The organism is Actinokineospora diospyrosa (genome assembly GCF_024171925.1).
Lineage (GTDB): Bacteria > Actinomycetota > Actinomycetes > Mycobacteriales > Pseudonocardiaceae > Actinokineospora > Actinokineospora diospyrosa.
In genome coordinates, this window is sequence record NZ_JAMTCO010000003.1 from 348085 (window position 1) to 366704 (window position 18620).

Below are 18620 nucleotides of genomic sequence, written 5' to 3' on the forward strand. Positions count from 1 at the left end.
GATGCGCGTTCTGCACTTGAACAACTCCGGCTACGGCCACGTCATCCCGTCGCTCGGGGTGGTGGAGGAACTGGTCCGCCGTGGTCACGACGTCACCTATGTGACTGCGGCAGGCCCAGTCGCGAAGGTAGAGGCAACCGGTGCGACAGTCCTGCCCTACGAATCGCGCCTACCGGGCATCGACCTGTCTGCGTACAACACCGCCGATGAGACTGCCGCGCTCACTGGGATCTACCTGACCGAGAGCGAGGCAATCCTCAAGGCGGTCGATGAGCACTACGAGGGTGCGCCGGACGTCATCTGCTATGACCTCACCGTCTACCACGCCGCCCGCATCTTGGGCCGCCAGTGGGACGTTCCGATCGCGCAGTGCCTGCCCGTGTTCGCTTCCAATCAACACTTCTCCCTGCTGGAGAAGATGGTTGAGAAGATGGGCCGGGCCGAGCTCACCCACCCTGAGCTGCAGTCGTTCTTCCGGCGGCTGACGGGCCTCTTAGCCGACCGCGGACAGGCCGACACGGACCTACAGGACTTCATCGGGCGCACCGAGGACCTCAACCTCGTCTACTTCCCCCGGTCCTTTCAGTTCGCGGGGGATACCTTCGACGAGCGGTTCGTCTTCGTCGGTCCTGGCCTCGCTGCCGACCCCACCCAGTGGGCACCTCCGGACAACGACAAGCCCCTGTTGTTCGTCTCCCTCGGAACCTGTGTGAACCGGCGCGCGGGCTTCTTCAAGGCCTGTGTCGACGCGTTCCGCGACCAACCGTGGCACGTCGTGATGGCGCTGCACGAGGGCGTCGACCGCGCCGAGTTGGGCACTATCCCGTCCAATGTGGAGGTCCACGGCTGGCTGCCGAACCTCGACGTGCTCGCCCACACCTCCGTGTTCCTGTCCCACGCGGGCCTGGGCAGCGTGATGGGCGCACTCTCGCGTGACGTCCCCTTGGTGGTCGTACCTTCCTCCCCGGAAGACTGGGTCAACGCGAGGCGGGTCGCGGAACTGGGTCTCGGCAGGGTTATCCGCGACGAGTTGCCCCCACCGTCCCGAATCCGCGCGGCCGTGCTGGACGTCAACAGGGACAAGATGACCCGCGAGCGCGTCGGTCGGATGCGGGCCGATATCGATGCCTCGGGAGGCGGCCCTGCCGGTGCGGACGCGGTGGAGACCTACGCGGCGAAGAGGGGCCGCTAGGGGTTGTTCGCCTTACCGGACACTCCATACCGTCCTGGGCAAATCGGACGATAGGGGCAAGCCGTGCGAATCTTGTTCGTGGCGCACTCCGAGAAGACCCACTACTTCAGCATGGTGCCGCTCGCCTCCGCGCTGCGCACCGCGGGCCACGAGGTTCGAGTCGCCACGCAGCCGGAGATGGCCGCGGCGGTCGTCGAGTCCGGCCTGGTGGCCGTCCCGCTCGGCGGCGACCACAAGTGGAAGCAGGTCATGCAGGAGAAGGGCGACGACTCCTGGGCGGCCAGGGTCGTCGACGCCGTCACCAACGACGTCGACCACGACGCCCTGTTCACCTTCTTCGACGAGACGACGCGCGACTACTTCCGCACTGTCAACAACGAGGAGTTCGTCGCCGACCTGGTCGGCTACGCCCGGTTCTGGCGGCCCGACCTGGTCATCTGGGAGCAGTTCACCTGGGCGGGCGCCATTGCGGCGGAGGCCGTCGGCGCTGCCCACGCCCGCATGCTCTGGGGCGCCGATGTCGTCACCCGTAGCCGCTTGCGCTTCCTGGACGGTGTCGACCACCGCGGCGACCCCCTCGCGGATTGGCTCACCGAGCTCCTTAAGCGTCACGGTGGTGAGTTCAGCGAGCGAGTCGTCACCGGCCACTGGACGATTGATCCCGGCCCGCCCAGCCACCGCATAGACAACGGGCTTGACGTCCTACCGGTCCGCTACATCCCCTACAACGGTCCTGCGTCACTGCCCTCTTGGCTTGCCGAGCCGCCGACCAAGCCGAGGGTCGCAGTCACGGCAGGGGTATCGGTGCGCGGCTACTTCGGCTTCGACATGTTCTCGTTAGGCGCGCTCCACGCCTTTGCGGACCTAGACGTCGAGATCATCGCGACTCTGCTGCCAATGCCCGGTGAGACTGTTGACGCTGCCCCCGCGAACGCGAGGGTGTTCGACTTTGTGCCAATGGCCGGACTCCTACCTACCTGCTCCGCGGTCGTGCACATCGGTGGCGCCGGTATCCAGTCCACTGCCGCCGTGTATGGAGTGCCGCAACTTATCCTGCCTGGCTTCTGGGACACAGTTGTGCGAGCAGGCAAGGTCGTCGAATCCGGCGCTGGCCTGTCTATCCTCCCGCACGAGGTGACCCTAGAGCACGTTCGTGACTCCCTAGTCCGGCTGCTCGAAGAACCAGCGTTCCGCGAAGGTGCCCAACGACTACGAGATGACGTGCTCTCCGCGCCATCGCCCAACGACGTGGTTGCTGAACTAGAGCGGCGGGTGGCGGATGTACGGGCGTGAGTTCGCCGAGATCTACGACCTGATCCACCGAGGTCGTGGCAAGGACTACCACGCTGAGGCCGCCTTCGTCGCAGATCTGATCCGGGCTCGGGCACCACAGGCACGCTCCCTTGTGGACATCGCTTGCGCTACCGGGGCGCATCTAGTCGCCTTCGCCGAGCTGTTCGACGAGGTCGCTGGCGTGGAGATCTCCGAGCCGATGGTCCAGGTAGCGCGTAAGAAGTTCGATGGCGAGGTCGTGCACCTAGGCGATATGCGGTCGTTCGACCTCGGTCGGGGATTCGACGCTGTCACCTGCATGTTCGGCTCTATCGGGCACACGATGGCCGAGGCCGAGTTGGATGCGGCACTAGCGTGTTTCGCCCGGCATCTCAACCCCGGCGGCGTACTCGTCGTCGACCCCTGGTGGTTCGCGGAGACCTTCACCGATGGGTACATCGCCGGTGACGTGGTAGAGGTGGAAGGCCTTACCGTGGCACGGGTGTCGCACGCGACCCGCGTTGGCGATAAGTCGCGCATGGAAGTGCATTACACAGTCGCGCGGCCTGAGGGTATTACCCACTTCGCTGAGACCTACCTGGCATCGCTCTACACAAGACAGCAGTACGAGGACGCCTTCACGAGGGCGGGTCTTACCGCCGACTACCTACCGGGCGTGCAGAACGGTCGCGGTGCCTTCGTCGCGGCGAAACACTAGGGGTACCAAGGGGTTGCTGCTGCGCTAGCGGCGTTCCTAGGCTCGCTTACATTCACACCGCAGGGGTTGGGACACGACCGTGACCGAACTGTCCGAGGCCAGGCAGGTGGACTTCGCCGCCGGGGTCGCCCGCTCCGCGCTGGCAGGCACCACCGGCGAGTTCGACTCCTGGCTCGCCGACTGCCGCGACCGGTTCCACACCCGCGTCGAACCCGTCCCGCTCGACCGCCTCGACGGCTGGTCCGTGCACCCCGAGACCGGCGACATCGGCCACCACAGCGGGAAGTTCTTCACCGTGCGCGGCCTGGACGTCGAGGTCGTAGGCGCGCCGATCCCGCGCTGGAGCCAGCCGATCATCAGCCAGCCCGAGATCGGCATCCTCGGCATCCTCGTGCGCGAGTTCGACGGCGTGCCGCACCTACTGATGCAGGCCAAGGTCGAGCCAGGCAACGTCAACGGCGTGCAGTTGTCGCCAACTGTGCAGGCCACGCGCAGCAACTACACCAGCGTCCACGGCGGTAAGGCCGTGCCGTACCTGGACTACTTCCGCGACACGTCCCGGCACACCGTCCTCGCCGACGCCCGCCAGTCCGAGCAGGGCGCCTGGTTCCACCGCAAGCGCAACCGCAACATGGTCGTGCGGGTCGACGAGCCGGTCGAGGTGCTCGACGGGTTCTGCTGGCTGACCCTGGCCCAGGTGCACGCGCTGCTGCGGCTCGACGACCTCATCAACATGGACACCCGCACCGTGCTCTGCTGCTTCCCGTTCTCCGGTGCCGGGGTGGCCTACCGCTACCCCGGGGCGCGGGACTTCGCCGCGGACCTGGTCGGCGCGCTGGACCCGGCCGCGCCCGCCGCGCACACCATGGGCGAGCTGCTCAGCTGGATCACCGACTCGCGCACCCGCCACGACGTGCGCGTGCGCGAGATCCCGCTCAACGAGGTCACCGACTGGCGCTGGGCGGGCGGGCGCATCAGCCACGACACCGGCCTGTTCTTCGACGTCGTCGGGGTCGGCGTCACCGCGGCGGGCCGCGAGGTCGGCCGCTGGCACCAGCCGATGCTGCGGCCGCGCGGCCTCGGCCTGGTCGCCTTCCTGGTCCGCCGGGTCGGCGGCGTGCCGCACGTGCTGATGAACGCCAAGGTCGAACCCGGCTACTTCGACGTCGTCGAGCTCGCCCCGACCGTGCAGTGCACCCCCGACACCTACGCCGAGCTGCCAGCCGAGGCCCGGCCGCCGTTCCTCGACGAGGTGCTCGCCGCCCCGCCCGAGCGCGTCCGGTTCGACGCCGTGCACTCGGAGGAGGGCGGCCGGTTCATGCACGCCAGGACCCGCTACGTCGTGGTGGAGACCGACGCCGAGGTCGCCCCCGACCACCCCGACTACCGCTGGCTCGCCCCGCACCAGCTGGCGACCCTCCTGCGGCACAGCCACTACCTCAACGTCCAGGCGCGCAGCGTGCTCGCCTGCCTGCACAGCCTGGTCACCCCGGAGGGAACGCCATGACCACCCGCGTCTGGGACTACCTGCCCGAGTACGAGAACGAGCGCGAGGACATCCTCGACGCGGTGGACACGGTGTTCCGGTCCGGGCAGCTCGTCTTCGGTCCCAGCGTGCGCGGTTTCGAGGAGGAGTTCGCCGCCTACCACGGCGTCGGCCACGGGGTCGGGGTGGACAACGGGACGAACGCCCTGGTCCTGGCCCTGCGCGCGCTCGGGGTCCGCCCCGGCGACGAGGTGGTGACGGTGTCCAACACCGCGGCGCCCACGGTCATCGCCATCGACCAGGTCGGCGCCACGCCGGTGTTCGTCGACGTGCACGAGCGCAACTACCTGATGGACGTCAGCCAGGTCGAGGCCGCGATCACCCCGCGCACCACCTGCCTGCTGCCCGTCCACCTCTATGGTCAATGCGTCGATCTCGCCCCTCTTACCGCCTTGTCGAGCAAGCACGGCATCCCAATCCTGGAGGACTGTGCCCAGTCTCACGGCGCGAGGCAGGGGGGCCGGATCGCGGGGACCACAGGTAGGGCTGCCGCGTTCTCCTTCTACCCGACCAAGGTTCTAGGCGCCTACGGCGATGGTGGTGCTGTCATCACCGACGACGCCGAGGTGGATGCCAGCCTGCGCAGGCTGCGGTACTACGGCATGGACAAGCAGTACTACGTCGTGGAGACACCCGGTCACAACTCGCGATTGGATGAGGTCCACGCGGAGATCCTGCGTCGCAAGCTCCGCCGCCTGGACGGGTACCTCGATGCCCGCCGCAAGGTTGCGGAGCGATATGCGGAGGCTTTGGCGGACACGGAGTTAGTCCTGCCTGCGGTTGAACCGGGTAACGAGCACGTGTACTACGTCTATGTCGTCCGCCATCCCCGGCGAGACGCGATCCTGGAGGCTTTGCAGGCCTACGACATCTCGCTGAACGTGAGCTACCGGTGGCCGGTGCACACGATGAGCGGGTTCGCCCACCTCGGCTACGGGCCGGGGTCGCTGCCGGTGACCGAGCGCGTGGCCGACGAGATCTTCTCGCTGCCGATGTACTCGTCGCTGTCGGAGGACTTGCAGGACAAGGTCATCAGCGCGCTGCGGGAGGTCTTGCGCGCGGTGTGAGCCGCCCTCGGTGGGCAATGTCCACTGTGGTCGAATAGTGTCTCTCGGCATGGACTCGCCTCATGACGCCATCGTCCTCGACCTGCTCGAGCAGGGCGTCGACGACTGGGTACCGGCGCGTTCGTTGAGCTACTGCTTGTGGCAGGTCAGCGGCGACGACCTCGCCGCGACCCGGGCCCTGGCCGTCGAGGTCGTCGGCGCGCTGCTGCGCGAGGACCTGATGGCGGTCGGTGAACTCGGTGAACCCGGTTTCGTCGCCTGGACGGGTGATCCGGCGGACGTCCTGGACCGGTTCATCAGCGCCATGGCGGCCGTCAACTGGGAACCCGACACCACGTCGTGGTGGTTCTCGCTCACCGAGCACGGGGAAGAGGTCGCCCGCGCCCGGCTGTGACCGCCCGGACCTGGCGTCAGTACCCTGGGGAAATGCGGTTTCCCGGAATTTCGGAATCGCGCCCGCGGCGGGCGGACAATGCCCGGCGGAATACCCACCGGCACTTCTTCCCCCGCGCACCCGGGCCGACCGGCCAAAACGGACTGAAGTACGCCCAGGTGCCCCGGTGTGAGTTGGGTCATGTCCACCCGTCCGGCCGCTGAGAGGTCGCTGAGACCCCGACCGGTCCCCCGGTAGGGTCGGCCCGGGCAAGCGTCCCGGGGGAGGTCGCAATGGGTCTCATTCGGACGGTCGGCACGACCGTCGCGGCACGGCTGGCGCGTACCGCGCTGGCCCGCCTGGTGCTGCGCAAAGTGGGCACCAGAGCGCTGTCGCTGCTGCCCGATGGGGCGCTGGTGCCGCTGCGCCGCGACGGCCTCGAACCGACCGCTGAGCTGGACGGGATCCGCGAGCAGGCGCCGATCACCAGGCTGCCGGTCCCGTTCGGGGTGAACGTCTGGCTGGTCACCGGCTACGCGGAGAACAAGCAGGTGCTCGCCGACACCACCTCGTTCAGCAACGACTACACCCACCTGGGCGAACTCATCGGGATCCAGGACCAGAACCCCGGCGGCCTCGGGTTCGCCGACCCGCCCGACCACACCCGGTTGCGCAAGCTGCTCACCCCCGAGTTCACCATGCGCAGGCTCTCGCGCCTCGGCCCGCGCATCGACGCCATCGTGGCCGACTGCCTGGACCGGATGGCAGCCGCCACCGACCCGGTCGACCTGGTCGAGGCCTTCGCGCTGCCCATCCCGTCGCTGACCATCTGCGAGCTGCTCGGCGTCCCCTACGCCGACCGCGACGAGTTCCAGCGCCTCGCGGTGGCCCGGTTCGACCTCTTCGGCGGCGCGGGCGCCTCCATCGGCGCCATCTCCGAATCGCTGGTCTACCTGGAGGGCGTGGTCAAGGCCCAGCGCGTCGACCCGGGCGACGGGCTGCTCGGCATGATCATCCGCGAGCACGGCGACGACGTCGACGACAAGGAGCTCGCAGGCCTGGCCGACGGCATCCTGACCGGCGGCTTCGAGACCACCGCCAGCATGCTCGCCCTGGGTGCCCTCATCCTGCTGCGCGACCAGGCCACCAGCGACCGGGTGCGCGAGGACGACGCCGCCATCGGCCCGTTCGTCGAGGAGCTGCTGCGCTACCTGACCGTGGTCCAGGTCGCCTTCCCGCGCTTCGCCCGCCGCGACCTGGAGATCGCGGGCGCCCGGATCAGCGCCGGTGACGTGGTCGTCTGCTCGTTGAACGCGGGCAACCGCGACGACGCCCTGGTCGGCGGCAGACCCGGGTTCGACCCCACCAGGAAGCCCACCCAGCACCTGGCCTTCGGCCACGGCGCGCACCGCTGCATCGGCGCGGAACTGGCCAGGATGGAGCTGCGCGCCGCCTACCCGGCCCTGGTCCGCCGATTCCCCCGGCTGCGGCTGACCAATCCGGAGTCGTCACTGCGATTCCGCAAGACGTCCATTGTCTACGGCGTCGAGGAAATCCCGGTCAGCATCGGCTGACCCCTTTCCCGGGCATCCGGCATTCACCACCGCGGGCCATTCCCGGGCACCGTGGATCCGCCGCGCGGCACCCACCTGGGTACGCTCCGCGCCGAGGGATCACGGCACCCGCTCGCGCCGTCCCCGTCGGGCAGCCCCCGACGCGCGCGGCGCCCGGGGTCCCGCATGTCCCGAAGAAGGAAGGTCCCCGATGTCGTTCCGCCGCCTCGCCGCCACCCTGCTCCTGGCGGGCGCAGCTGTCCTGGGCACCGCGCTGCCCGCCTCGGCGCACGCCGAGCTCAAGTCGAGCGATCCGGCCAAGGGCGCGAGCCTGGCCCAACTGCCCACCACCCTGACGCTGACCTTCACCGAGGCGGTCACCGCCAAGGTCGACGCGGTCGCGGTCAGCAGCCCCGGCGGGGTCCGCTGGATCGTGGGCACCCCCGCGGTCGCGGGCACCGTGGTCACCGTCCCGGTGCAGCCGGTCGGCCCGGCCGGGCCGTACGTGATCGAGTACCGGGTGAACTCCGACGACGGCCACACCGTCAGCGGCGCCATCGACTTCACCCTGGCCGTCGACGCCCCCGCGCCGACCACGACAACCACCGAGGCCCCCGCCACGACCCCCGAGGTCGTCGCTACCGAGTCCACCCAGCCCCCGGCAGCACAACCTGCCGCCGCGGAGACCGGTATGCCTACCTGGGTCTGGTTCGTCGCGGGCCTGGTGGTGCTGGTCGCGCTCGTGGTCGGCCTGCTGTTGCGCTCCCGCCGCCCCAGCGGGAAGTAGCCCCCCGCGCGGGTCAGGCCTCGGCCTGGCCCGCGTCCCGGGCCACCTGCTCCAGGGTGGCCCGGTAGTCGACCCACCAGGCGGCGTCGCCCTCGGGCATGTTGTCCACCCCCGCGCGTAGACCAACCCCGCCGTCGATGAGCTCGCGGACGATGTCGGCGTGCCCCGCGTGCCGGTGCGTCTCGGCGACCATGTGCACCAGCAGCCGGTGCAGGGTCGTCTCCGCCCGCTCGGCGGGCCAGTGCGGCACCCGGCCGAGCGCGTCCAGCGGGAGCCGGTCGATCGTCTCGTCCGAGTGGACCCACACGTTGCGGTAGAGCTCCACGATGTCCTTGCGCGACTCGTCCGCGCTGGCCCACATGTCGACGTTGGGTTCGGTGTCGACCAGGTCCAGCCACGGCAGGTGGACCGGGTACGGCCGGCCGAAGCTGTCGCCGAAGTAGCCGATCTCGCAGCCCGAGACGTGTTTGACCAGGCCGAGCAGGTTCGTGCCGGTGGGGGTCAGCGGGCGCCGGATGTCGTATTCGGACAACCCGTCCAGCTTCCACAGCAGCGCCTCGCGGGCGACGCGCAGGTAGCGGTGCAGGTCGGCTTTGGGCTCGGAGGTCATGGCACCCAGCATCGCAGCTCCCCCCGACACCCGCGCCCGGGCGACCGGCGGCTGAACCGCGGGTGAACGGATGGCTGTCGCGGTGCCCGCGGGTGATCTCCCTCCCTAGGCTTTGCGCGCGGTGTCGACTCAGGGGTCGACCGGGGAGGGGCTGTCGCCGTGACCGACCTGCGGGAGGCGCTGCGCGCGGTGCTGGACTTCCTCGGCGCGGGCAACCTGGTGCTGGGCATCGTGCTGCTCATCGCCACGCCGTTCGTCGACCGGTTCCTGATCCGGCGCAAACGGGTCAGCTACCGGGTGCACTACAACTCCAAGATCGGCCTCGGCCCGGAGAAGCTGCTCGACGAGTCCGCCGCGGGCACCCCCGGCCAGCTCGCCACCCTGACCCGGCTGCTGGACCGGCTCAGCATCGTGGTCATCCGCATCCGCAACACCGGCGGCTACGACATCGCCCCCGACGACTTCGACAAGCCGCTGACCTTCACCTTCGGCGAGCGGGTGGTGTGGAACGCGCGGTTCTCCGAGGCGGGGTCCGCCGAGGTCCGCGAGAAGCTGCGCGCCGGGCTGCGGTTCTTCCGCACCGACGGCGCCGAGCCGGTCGGTCCCACCATCACCGCCGGGGAGCGGGACAACCTGCGCACGGTCCGCGACAAGATGACCCAGCGCATGGTCCGCTGGATCGGCGGCCAGGCGCCCGCGCCCAAGGAGCCCGAGGCCGAGCCGCGCTGGCACGGCGTGCGGCTGGAGACCCTGGCGCTCAAGCGCAAGCAGAAGATCAAACTGGTCGTGGTGCTGGAGGAACCCGAGGACCACCCGGGCGGTGAGACCAGCAAGGAGATCACCGTCACCGGCAAGCTCGACGACAACGGCATCATCAAGGACGAGAAGCGCGAGCGCCGGTTCACCCTGCCCAGGCTCACCGGCGCGCTGGCCCTGGCGCTGACCGCCTTCCTGGTGCTGAGCCTGGTGTTCGCCTCGCCCCCGGTCGACCCGTCGGTGCACTGCGCGGAGGGTGAGCTCACCATCAAGGGCTCCAGCGTCTTCACCCCCACGATGGCCGCGATGGCCGAGGACTACATGGCCGTGTGCTCCGACGCCCACATCAGCACCCAGGCCACCGGCAGCATCGACGGCGTGCGCTGGCTGACCGGCGCCGACCCGACCACCTCCGCCGCCCTCTCCGACGGACAGCAGCACGCGGCGGGGCTGAACTCGCTGCAGCTGGCCGTGGTCATCTACCACGTGGTGGTCAACGCCGAGGTCCCCGTCGACTCGCTCACCACCGCCGAGCTGGTCAAGATCTACCGCGGCGAGATCACCGACTGGAACCAGCTGCGCCCGGGCACCGCGTCCCTGCCCATCCGCATCGTCGGCCGCGGCCAGTCCTCCGGCACCCGGCAGCTGTTCGAGAGCCAAGTCCTGCGCGGCGGCGAGGGCGGGCTGTCGTCCAACGAGTGCCTGACCGCCGACCGCGACCCCAGCGCCCGGGTCATCCGCTGCGAACGCGACTCCAACGCCGACTTGGTCGCCAAGATCAGCGAGGTCCCCGGGACGATGGGCTACGCGGACGCGCCCTCGGTCGCCGAGGCGCGCAAGAAGGGCGACCTGAAGTCGATCAGCATCGACGGCAAGACCTTCGACACCGCCGTGGGGCTGGCGTCGAACTATCCTTTTTGGACGGTTGAGCACCTGTACACGAAGGGGGCTCCCGCGCCGGATGGGTTGCTGGGGGCGTTCACGGAGTACATCCGGACGCACGACAGTGCTCGGTCGCGGCTGAGGGACTCTGGGTATCTGCCGTGCACGACGCCGGAGGGGGCGTCGTTGAGCTTGTGCAACAACCGTTAGTGGGGTGACGGGCGCAACGTTCGCGGGTGTGCTCAGCCTTCGCGGTTGACTTCAACGTCCGTGGTTGCTGCGGTTATCCACAACGGTTGTGGTTGTCCACAGGGTGCTGCTTGGGGCTGCCGGTTTGGTGGTGTCGCTCGGTAGGCTGTATATCGGGGGCGCTTGTGGCGGATGATCTTGTGGATGCGTGCTGTGGTGGCGTGGGTTGTCCACAATGGCTGTGGTTGTCCACAGGGCGCTGTTCGCTGCTCCCGTTGTGTCGGTGCTGCGCGGTAGGCTGTGTATTTGGGGGCTTTTGATCAGGTTGATCTTGGCGTAGGCCGTGGTTGGGGGTGCGGGGCAAGGGATTCGGGCCTCCGCCTTCGGCTCCGGTGAACGGCCTCGTCGCCTGGCGGCGACCTCGGCGCCCGATCCGCGATTTTCGAGCTTTGCTCGATGGGGTGGACCTGTTTTGTGCGGGGCCCCTACGACACCCGTGGCAGGACCGCAAAGCAGGGGCCGAAAAGACTGGCCCTGCCGCGCGGAAACGCTACGGGTGCCGTCCCCCCGCACAAAACAGGTCCACCCCATCGAGCACTTGGCACCAGCGAGTCCGACTGTCCAGGCGCTGGGTTGGCAGGGCAGCCGAGGGCGGGCTGGGATGGCACCGGATCTTCCGAGTGTCCAGGGGCTGGGTAGGTGGGTTGGGGCGGACCTGACGGGGGGCGGGTTGGCGCCAGCGGGTCCGGGTGTCCAGGGGCTGCTAGGTCCCGCAGCAGGCGCGGATGGCGTCGGGGTTCAGTGTCCTCGTCAGGTCGACCAAGGCCGGATCGGTGAAAAGGGGCCGCAGAGGTTCGGGGATGGTGTCGAGGTCGTCGGTGCCGATCTGTTCGACGGTGTCTGGGTGGGTGCGTAGGTGGTCGGCGAGGCTGGGCCAGCGGATTTCGAGGATTGTCCACAGTGCTAGGTCGGCGACCGGGACCGGGTTGCCCTCTAGGGTTCGGACGGCTCGCACCATGCTGTAGGTGTTGATGAACCGCTTCATGGCGCGGGGGTTTTTGGGTAGCCGCTTGGCGTAGCGCTGCAGTACGTGTTCGGTTGCCGCGATTGCTTCTGGGGTGGTGATGCGGCGTAGTGCCTCGGTGGCGACGCGGTCGCGGACTTCCTGGCTTGTGGTGCTCATGGTGGCCACCACCTGTGCCTCGGTCGAACTCTGGGCCAGTTCGTCGCGGACCCGGGTCTCCTCCGCGGTGATCGCGGGCCGCGTTGTGCCGGTGCCGAGGAGTTGGCTCAGGTAGCCCTCCTGCAGGGCGGGATCGATCGACGGGATGGGGACGCGGAGTTGGAAGAACTTGTCCAGGAACAGGTATCCCAACGGCCTGCCGGGTTCGGCGACGGCGGTGGTGAAGGTTTGGTACGCCTGCTCGTAGCTCGCCCGGATCCACGCCCCGTCCGCGGCGACGACGAAGTGCGGGCCGATGTCGCGGACCAGGGTTTGCACCGAGTCGAGCAGGTCGACCACATAGGACTCCTTGCAGCGGTCCAGGTCGTCGACCAGGAACACCACCGGGCGCTTGGTCTTCGCCGCCAGCCAGCCGAAGTGCCGGTTGACCTCCAGCATCGGGTTGGTGTTGGACTGCTCGAACAGCTTGGCCCCGCGCGCGGAGTCCCACAGCAGGAACCGGCTGGCCACCAGCGCGCCCGCCACCACCGTGCCCACGCCCGCGACCGCGCCGGTGACGCTCTTGACGATTTCGCCGAAGGTCTTCAGGTCGGAGGCGAACAACCACCAGATCCCCGCGCCGAGCGCCAACAAGACCGCGAAGGCCAGCGCCACCGGGGCGCCGACGCGCTTGAGCCGGGCGAACGACTCGCTGATCCGCAGGGCCAGCCGTCCCCTGAAGCCGCGTTGCCCGCGGATGGCGGTGCGCAGGGCGGTCAGCAGCGCCCACCACGCGGGACCGACCCCGGCCTCCCGCCACGCGTCGAACGGCACCACGGTGAAGTCCCGCTCCAGTTCCTCCCGCACGAACCCCAGCACGGTGCTCTTGCCGGACCCCCACGGCCCGTCAAGGTGCACTAGGAACGAGGAGTCCACCCCGCGCAGCTGGTCGGCGATCAGCCGGGCCAGCGGTTGCCGTCGCAGCAGGTCTTGGGCGGCGGGCGCGTCCGCGGTCCACTCGATCTGATCGGCCATCGGGCGCGCCCAGAGCCGGATGGTCCCGTCCGCGCCGCCGCTCAGCAGGACCGGTCGGTCGTCCAGGGTCCCGAACGCCACGCCGCTCACCGGTCCGGCGTGGCCGGGCAGGTTGGTCAGCGCCCCGGACTCCGGTTCCCACACCCGGATGAGCCCGTCGACGCCACCGATGGCCACCACCGGGGGACCGTCCGGCGTCGCCGCGGCCAAGGACGCCGGCCGCGCGGCCATGGCGAGAGCCGTACCCGCCTGCACCTCGGTGACCAGGCCGTCCTCGGTGCCCGCGTACAGCCTGGACCCGTGGCCCACCACGCAGGTGTAAGGGGATCCCGTCGGATCTGGCGCCGGAGCGGGTCCGGTGGGGTAGTCCCACAGGCGGAGCGTCCGGTCGTGGGAGATCGATACCGGGGTCGCCTCGTCGAGCAGGGTCACGCCGATGACGAAGTCGTCGTGCGCGCCGAGGGGGACCACAGAGCCGTTGGTCCAGCGCAGCACGCGGTTGTCATCGCCGCCGCTGATCACCGACGGACCGCGCCCGGCCGCGATGGTGTTGGCGATCCCCTCGTGCTGGTGCAGGACGATCCCGGGCTGTTCCCCGTAGAGCGACCAGCCCCGTACCGTGCCGTCCTGGCCGCAGGTGAACACCTGCCCGGGGGCGTACCGGCTCGCCGCCACGCCCCACACCGGGCCGACGTGCCCGCGCAATTCACGCCGGGGCGTCCCGTCCAGTGACCAGACCCGCGCCACGCCGTCCTCGCACCCGGCCACCACCATCGGCGGTTCGGTCTCCACGAAGGCCACGGAGGTGACCGGTGAACCGACCTCGATCACCCGCTGTTCCCGTAGCGGCGCCATCGCCGCCCGCTTCAGCTCGGCCGTGACCTGATCCACCGTCAGGACCAGGTCGGCCTCGGCGGGGCTGTGGACCAGGACGGTCCCGGAGTCGGCCAACAGGGACAACAGCGGCGCCGGGAGGGCGCCGCTGTGCCTGGGGATGTGGAGGCGGGTTTCCTGCTGCGGCGCCATGCGCCGAGGTTACTCAGCCGAAGAAGACCGAGGTGGCCTGGTTGTCGAACCCGAGCGCGGCCAGGTCCGGCACGTCACCCTCGACGACCAGGGACTTGCCCTTGCAGTCCTTCTCCGACCACAGCTTCAGCGAGCCCAGCGCCGAGAGCGACGAGGCGGTGCGCGGGCGGGCCAGGTTCTTGCAGCCCGGACCCGCGGTGCCCTCGGCCGCGCCGTCCTCGCTGAACCGCGGCTCGTCGAACAGCACCACGCTGGTGGCCTTCGGGCCGCCGGGCGCGGGGGTGGTGGTCGGCGCGGGCGTGCCCGCCTTCTTGCCGTCGGGGGTCACGCCGAACCACGTGCCGCCGACGCCCTGGCCCGCGGTGTCGCCGGGCTTGGTGTCCTTGGCGAAGCGGTACACCGGCCAGCCGCCGATGGTGACCTGGGTGCTGCCGTCGTCGCGCTTGACGAAGCCGACCGCGGACTTGGGCACGCCCGCGACGAACACCTTGCTGCCCTTGGCGACGGTCACCGGCGGCCACGTCTTGGCGCAATCACCGTTGCAAGTGGACTTCGACGGCTTCGCGGTGTCCTTGTCGAACCGGTACAGCGTGAGCCCGGCGCCGTTGACCACCACCGGGTCCAGCGCGCCCGCCTTGCCCGCCTTGAGCTGGACCCACTTGCGCGCGGTGTCGGCCTGCGCGGAGTTCAGCGTGCCGTCGCTGCCCTTGGCCCAGTCGCCGGTGCCCTCGGTGGCGTTGTTGGCCTTGGCCGTCCCCGCGAAGAACGACACCCCGTCCTGGGTGGGCGCGGGGTCCGAGCCGTAGCCGTCCGCGCTCGCGCTCGCCGTTGAGTCCACAGTGGACGTGGAGCTCGGTGCGGCGGACCCGCTGCCGCAGGCCGACAGCGCGACCGCGCCCGCGGTGATCAGGACGGCGACGGACAGCACGTTCTTGCGGTTCATTGGTGTTCTCCCCGATTGGTGGGTTCCGGCCTCCCGCCGGTCTTGGTACGCCTCCAACACGGGCGCCAAGACGCGGCGGTTCAACCGAACCCCGGGGAACTACTTGTGCAGGACGACCGGGAGCTTCGTCAGGCCGCGCAGGTTGAAGTGCGAGTGCCAGTGCAGCTGCTCGTCGGCGAGCTCGATGCGCGGGTAGCGGGCCAGCAGTTCGGTGAACGCGGTGCTCGCCTCCAGCTTGCCCAGCACCGCGCCGAGGCAGTAGTGGTTGCCGGAGCTGAACGCCAGCGACTTGGGCTCGGTGCGGCCCAGGTCGAGCCGATCCGGGTCCGGGTAGCGCTCGGGGTCGCGGCCCGCGGCGTCGAACAGCACGAGCACGGTCTCCCCGGCGGGGATGACCTTGTCGGCGATCGGGGTGTCCTGGGTCATGATCCGCGCGGCCAGCTGCACCGGCGGGTCGAACCGGGACAGCTCCTCCACCGCGGTGGGCATCAGGCCGGGGTCCGCGCGCAGCCGCCGCAGCGCCTCGGGCTGCTGGAGCAGGGCGAGCATGCCGTTGGCGATGAGGTTGACGGTGGTCTCGTGGCCCGCGTTGAAGATGAGCAGGATGTTGGCCACGATCTCCTCGTCGGTGAGCCGCTCGCCGTCGGCGTCGGGCTGCATCAGCACCGAGAGCAGGTCGTGCTCGGGGTCGGCCGCGCGCCGGGAGTCCATCAGCTCCAGCAGGTAGGCGCGGAACTCCGGCTCGGCCTTGTTCATCGCGATCCGCCGCTCGGGGGTGACCCCGGGGTCGATGACGTAGCCGACCTTGTCGGTCCAGTCCCGGCACTTGGCGCGGTCCTCTGGCGGGATGCCCAGCAGCTCGCCGACCACCAGGATCGGCATCGGCAGCGCGAGCCCGGTGATCAGGTCGACCTCGCCGTCGCCCATCCCGTCCAAGAGCTGGTCCACCACGTGCTGGATGCGCGGCCGCATCCGGTCGATGCTGCGCGGGGTGAACACGCGCGCGATGAGCCTGCGCATCCGCCGGTGGGCCTGGCCGTCCTGCATGAGCATCCACTTGCTGGTGCTCTTGACCACCGGGCAGGTCGGCCCGCCGCGGATCATCGCCCAGCCCGGGTCGGCCGGGAAGTTGCTCGACGCCGACGGCGCGCGCAGCAGGGCGTCGACGTCGTCGTAGCGGGAGAGCACCCAGTAGCCGAACGGCGAGCGGTGCACCGGGTCGCTCTCGCGCAGCCGCCGGTAGTAGGCGAAGCGGTCGGCGGCCAGTGCCGGGTCGTTCAGGTCGAACAGTGCGGTCATAGCGGGATCCGTCCCTGACAGGCCTGGTCGCACGACGGTCCGATCGTGCTGTCGGCCGGGGGCACCGTCAACCCCTAGGTGGACCCCTAGTGACCGTCACGGTCACACTCAGCGACATCCGCAGGTCGCTACGGTCGGTGATCTCGGTGGTGGCGTTCGGTACAAGATCACTCGGTCGCGGCCCATGAGGGGGTGTCGGACGAGGGGCGACCGGCGTTACTTTACGGTTCAACGTGTACGCCGTACGAGTGATACTTGGTTGCGAGTCGGTTGTCATAAGTCACGACGTGTAACTGATGTTATGGGTCGATGCGATGGAACGGGCAACAGAGCCCCCAGGCGGCCCAACCAGCGCCCGGACCTCGCGCAGCGGACCGCCTCGGGGCTTGGCACACAGAAGAATCGACATCGCCATGACACTGCTGTGGATCATCGGTGGCCTCGCGGTACTCGCCGTCCTCACCTGGCGCCTGCGCCGGGCCTCGTCCCTGGTCGACCGCATCCTGCTCGAGGAGCGGGTCGGCGCCGAGCACGACGCCAGGCTGGACGAGCACGCCAGGGTCGTCGCCGCCGAGCAGGCCCCGGAGCGGACCGTCGCGTGGCCGCACCCGCCGCGCCTGGCCTGGGCGCGTCCCGACACGCGCACCGGCGCGCACGACCGCTTGGTCGGCTGAACGAAGGACCCGATCGCACCGGGCCGGGTGGCCCTGGCCGGTTCGCGTACGAGGAGTCGAGCATGGAGTGGGGAAGCCGGGACTGGACGCGGTGGGCGCCGCGTCGCGGTTGGGGCAACCGTCCCGACCCGTTCGGTCCCCCGGTCGGTGGGCGCCGACCGGGGGACCACCGGGCAGGCGCGCGGCGCGGCCCGGGGGTGGATCGCTAGCGGGGACCTGGCCTCAGCACGGGTCGCCGAGGGCGGCGCGCAGTCCGCGCCGGTCGACCCAGCCCAGGTGGGCGCGGGCCAGCGGGCCGCGGAAGGACCACAGGTGGTGCTGGCACCAGCGCGCCGAGCGGCCGTCGCGCTGGCTCGGCGCCAGGTTCGGCCCGAGGTAGGTGCCGGAGAACTCCAACCGGGTCTCGACGGTGTCGGTCCCGGTGTGCCTGGCGCTGAGAATGCGGGCGTGGATATCGGGCATCCGGCGGCGCGCGGTCAACACCGAAAAGCGCAACCCGGCAATTCCGTCGTCGAATACCCGGACGTCGGACAGATCTCGGATATCGGCGTGCGCGAACTCGTCGAGAACGGTGTAGTCGCCCTCGTTCACCGTTTCCCGGATGAACGCCACCGCGATGTCCACCTGCTCGCTCGCGTGGCTGGGCCGCGCGGGCAGCAGGGCGAGCGCGCCGCTCACCGCGGTGTCGGCAGGGCGACCTCGGCCAGGGCTGCTTTGAGCGCTCTGCGGTACTCGCGGCGGATGGCCGCGGCGCGGTGGCGGGCGTACTCGGCGTCGGTCTCCGGGTGCACCGGGCGCACCGGCCGGGGCGCGCCGTCGGCGTCGACGGCGACGAACACCAGGTGCGCCTCGGCGATGCGCTCCTGCTCGCCGCTGCCGTGCCAGCGCCGGGCGTTGACCTGCACACCGATGTCCATCGAGGTGCGGCCGGTGCCCTCGACCTGGGCGACGGCGGCGACGATGTCGCCTGCCCAGAACGGGGCGAAGAAGGTCATGTCGGTCACCGACGCGGTCACCGCGTGCCCGTCGCTGTGGCGCACCGCGGCCGCCCAGCCGACCTCGTCGGCGAGTTCCAGGATCAGCGTGCCCTTGCCGGAGCCGAACATGTTCTCGTCGCCCGGCCAGATGACGCGGGACAGCTCGCAGCGCGAGTGGCCCATCGGCCGCCCGGTCGGCAGGGGCGGCGCGTCGGTCAGCGGTGCCCGTGTTGAGGTGTCGACGGGGGTCATCGGAAGTGTTTCTCCAAGGGGAGTTCGGTCACGTCGAACGGGGAACCGGAACGGGGATTTACTGGGAGACCGGGCCAGTCTAAACGATCACTTGGGTGACCCCGGCCAATTTCTCATGATCGGCGCATATCTCCCTGTGTCGGGCGACAAAGTTGACTGTCCGTGATCGAAGTGGGCCCAAAATGTCGGATACCACTAGCTCGATACGGTGATGACCGGTGAACCGCGCGGTTCGCGGTACTCGACCCTGTGGGTGACCCCCACCCTCGCCCCGCGTGCGCGAGGAGGGGCCGGGAAGGCCCCTCTA

16 protein-coding genes are annotated in these 18620 nt (G+C 69.7%); 10 read left to right on the top strand and 6 right to left on the bottom strand.

From position 1 onward, the window contains the following. The first annotated feature begins 1 nt into the window (after nucleotide 1). From LV75_RS06160 to LV75_RS06195, 8 genes are all read left to right on the top strand, one after another. Entirely contained in the window at nucleotides 2-1192 is a 1191-nt protein-coding gene (locus tag LV75_RS06160) for a macrolide family glycosyltransferase (RefSeq protein WP_253885674.1), read from the top strand. A gap of 63 nt (nucleotides 1193-1255) precedes the next feature. Further along, nucleotides 1256-2485 carry an activator-dependent family glycosyltransferase gene (locus LV75_RS06165; protein WP_253885675.1) on the top strand — a complete coding sequence of 410 codons (1230 nt, stop codon included), beginning with the start codon at nucleotides 1256-1258 and terminating at the stop codon, nucleotides 2483-2485. Next, nucleotides 2472-3182, top strand: a complete 711-nt coding sequence (locus LV75_RS06170; protein ID WP_253885676.1) for a class I SAM-dependent DNA methyltransferase — start codon at nucleotides 2472-2474, stop codon at nucleotides 3180-3182. Before LV75_RS06165 ends, LV75_RS06170 begins: the two co-directional genes overlap by 14 nt. 79 nt (nucleotides 3183-3261) lie before the next feature. After that, nucleotides 3262-4689 carry an NDP-hexose 2,3-dehydratase family protein gene (locus LV75_RS06175; RefSeq protein ID WP_253885677.1) on the top strand — a complete coding sequence of 476 codons (1428 nt, stop codon included), beginning with the start codon at nucleotides 3262-3264 and terminating at the stop codon, nucleotides 4687-4689. After that, the gene (locus LV75_RS06180) at nucleotides 4686-5795 is read left to right on the top strand and encodes a DegT/DnrJ/EryC1/StrS family aminotransferase (protein ID WP_253885678.1); all 1110 of its coding nucleotides are present in this window, start codon (nucleotides 4686-4688) and stop codon (nucleotides 5793-5795) included. Before LV75_RS06175 ends, LV75_RS06180 begins: the two co-directional genes overlap by 4 nt. A gap of 49 nt (nucleotides 5796-5844) precedes the next feature. Continuing rightward, nucleotides 5845-6189: a hypothetical protein gene (locus LV75_RS06185; protein WP_253885679.1), complete on the top strand. Its 345-nt coding sequence runs from the start codon at nucleotides 5845-5847 to the stop codon at nucleotides 6187-6189. Between the two features lie 272 nt (nucleotides 6190-6461). Continuing rightward, the gene (locus tag LV75_RS06190; RefSeq protein WP_253885680.1) at nucleotides 6462-7742 is read left to right on the top strand and encodes a cytochrome P450; all 1281 of its coding nucleotides are present in this window, start codon (nucleotides 6462-6464) and stop codon (nucleotides 7740-7742) included. 190 nt (nucleotides 7743-7932) lie between these two features. After that, nucleotides 7933-8508: a copper resistance CopC family protein gene (locus LV75_RS06195; protein ID WP_253885681.1), complete on the top strand. Its 576-nt coding sequence runs from the start codon at nucleotides 7933-7935 to the stop codon at nucleotides 8506-8508. A 13-nt stretch (nucleotides 8509-8521) separates the two neighbouring features. Here LV75_RS06195 and LV75_RS06200 read toward each other — a convergent pair whose 3' ends face one another. Then, entirely contained in the window at nucleotides 8522-9118 is a 597-nt protein-coding gene (locus LV75_RS06200) for a DinB family protein (protein ID WP_253885682.1), read from the bottom strand. A 159-nt stretch (nucleotides 9119-9277) separates the two neighbouring features. On the opposite strand from LV75_RS06200, the gene LV75_RS06205 reads away from it, so the two are divergent. Then, entirely contained in the window at nucleotides 9278-10966 is a 1689-nt protein-coding gene (locus LV75_RS06205) for a PstS family phosphate ABC transporter substrate-binding protein (RefSeq protein WP_253885683.1), read from the top strand. Between the two features lie 742 nt (nucleotides 10967-11708). Here LV75_RS06205 and LV75_RS06210 read toward each other — a convergent pair. The 3 genes from LV75_RS06210 to LV75_RS06220 all read right to left on the bottom strand — a co-directional run bounded on the left by LV75_RS06210 (nucleotide 11709) and on the right by LV75_RS06220 (nucleotide 16410). Further along, nucleotides 11709-14168 (bottom strand): P-loop NTPase fold protein, encoded by a 2460-nt coding sequence (locus LV75_RS06210; RefSeq protein ID WP_253885684.1) that lies wholly within the window; start codon nucleotides 14166-14168, stop codon nucleotides 11709-11711. 13 nt (nucleotides 14169-14181) lie between these two features. Then, the gene (locus tag LV75_RS06215; RefSeq protein ID WP_253885686.1) at nucleotides 14182-15111 is read right to left on the bottom strand and encodes a hypothetical protein; all 930 of its coding nucleotides are present in this window, start codon (nucleotides 15109-15111) and stop codon (nucleotides 14182-14184) included. Nucleotides 15112-15210: 99 nt separating this feature from the next. Then, the gene (locus LV75_RS06220; protein WP_253885687.1) at nucleotides 15211-16410 is read right to left on the bottom strand and encodes a cytochrome P450; all 1200 of its coding nucleotides are present in this window, start codon (nucleotides 16408-16410) and stop codon (nucleotides 15211-15213) included. Nucleotides 16411-16823: 413 nt separating this feature from the next. Here LV75_RS06220 and LV75_RS06225 point away from each other — a divergent pair, with 413 nt between their 5' ends. Then, the gene (locus LV75_RS06225) at nucleotides 16824-17084 is read left to right on the top strand and encodes a hypothetical protein (RefSeq protein ID WP_253885688.1); all 261 of its coding nucleotides are present in this window, start codon (nucleotides 16824-16826) and stop codon (nucleotides 17082-17084) included. 222 nt (nucleotides 17085-17306) lie between these two features. Here the strand turns inward: LV75_RS06225 and LV75_RS06230 are convergent, their stop codons facing one another. Next, a complete protein-coding gene (locus LV75_RS06230) occupies nucleotides 17307-17762 on the bottom strand; it encodes an ester cyclase (protein WP_253885689.1) in 456 nt (151 codons plus the stop codon). After that, nucleotides 17759-18313 (bottom strand): acyl-CoA thioesterase, encoded by a 555-nt coding sequence (locus LV75_RS06235; RefSeq protein ID WP_253885690.1) that lies wholly within the window; start codon nucleotides 18311-18313, stop codon nucleotides 17759-17761. The genes LV75_RS06230 and LV75_RS06235 overlap by 4 nt, the downstream gene beginning before the upstream one ends. Nucleotides 18314-18620 lie beyond the last annotated feature (307 nt).

Excerpts from the sequence above, each read along its gene's own strand:
- LV75_RS06160 (WP_253885674.1), top strand. The coding sequence starts at position 2 with ATGCGCGTTCTGCACTTGAACAACTCCGGCTACGGCCACGTCATCCCG.
- LV75_RS06170 (WP_253885676.1), top strand. The coding sequence starts at position 2,472 with ATGTACGGGCGTGAGTTCGCCGAGATCTACGACCTGATCCACCGAGGT.
- LV75_RS06180 (WP_253885678.1), top strand. The coding sequence starts at position 4,686 with ATGACCACCCGCGTCTGGGACTACCTGCCCGAGTACGAGAACGAGCGC.
- LV75_RS06185 (WP_253885679.1), top strand. The coding sequence starts at position 5,845 with ATGGACTCGCCTCATGACGCCATCGTCCTCGACCTGCTCGAGCAGGGC.
- LV75_RS06190 (WP_253885680.1), top strand. The coding sequence starts at position 6,462 with ATGGGTCTCATTCGGACGGTCGGCACGACCGTCGCGGCACGGCTGGCG.
- LV75_RS06195 (WP_253885681.1), top strand. The coding sequence starts at position 7,933 with ATGTCGTTCCGCCGCCTCGCCGCCACCCTGCTCCTGGCGGGCGCAGCT.
- LV75_RS06200 (WP_253885682.1), bottom strand. The coding sequence starts at position 9,118 with ATGACCTCCGAGCCCAAAGCCGACCTGCACCGCTACCTGCGCGTCGCC.
- LV75_RS06210 (WP_253885684.1), bottom strand. The coding sequence starts at position 14,168 with ATGGCGCCGCAGCAGGAAACCCGCCTCCACATCCCCAGGCACAGCGGC.
- LV75_RS06215 (WP_253885686.1), bottom strand. The coding sequence starts at position 15,111 with ATGAACCGCAAGAACGTGCTGTCCGTCGCCGTCCTGATCACCGCGGGC.
- LV75_RS06220 (WP_253885687.1), bottom strand. The coding sequence starts at position 16,410 with ATGACCGCACTGTTCGACCTGAACGACCCGGCACTGGCCGCCGACCGC.
- LV75_RS06225 (WP_253885688.1), top strand. The coding sequence starts at position 16,824 with ATGACACTGCTGTGGATCATCGGTGGCCTCGCGGTACTCGCCGTCCTC.
- LV75_RS06235 (WP_253885690.1), bottom strand. The coding sequence starts at position 18,313 with ATGACCCCCGTCGACACCTCAACACGGGCACCGCTGACCGACGCGCCG.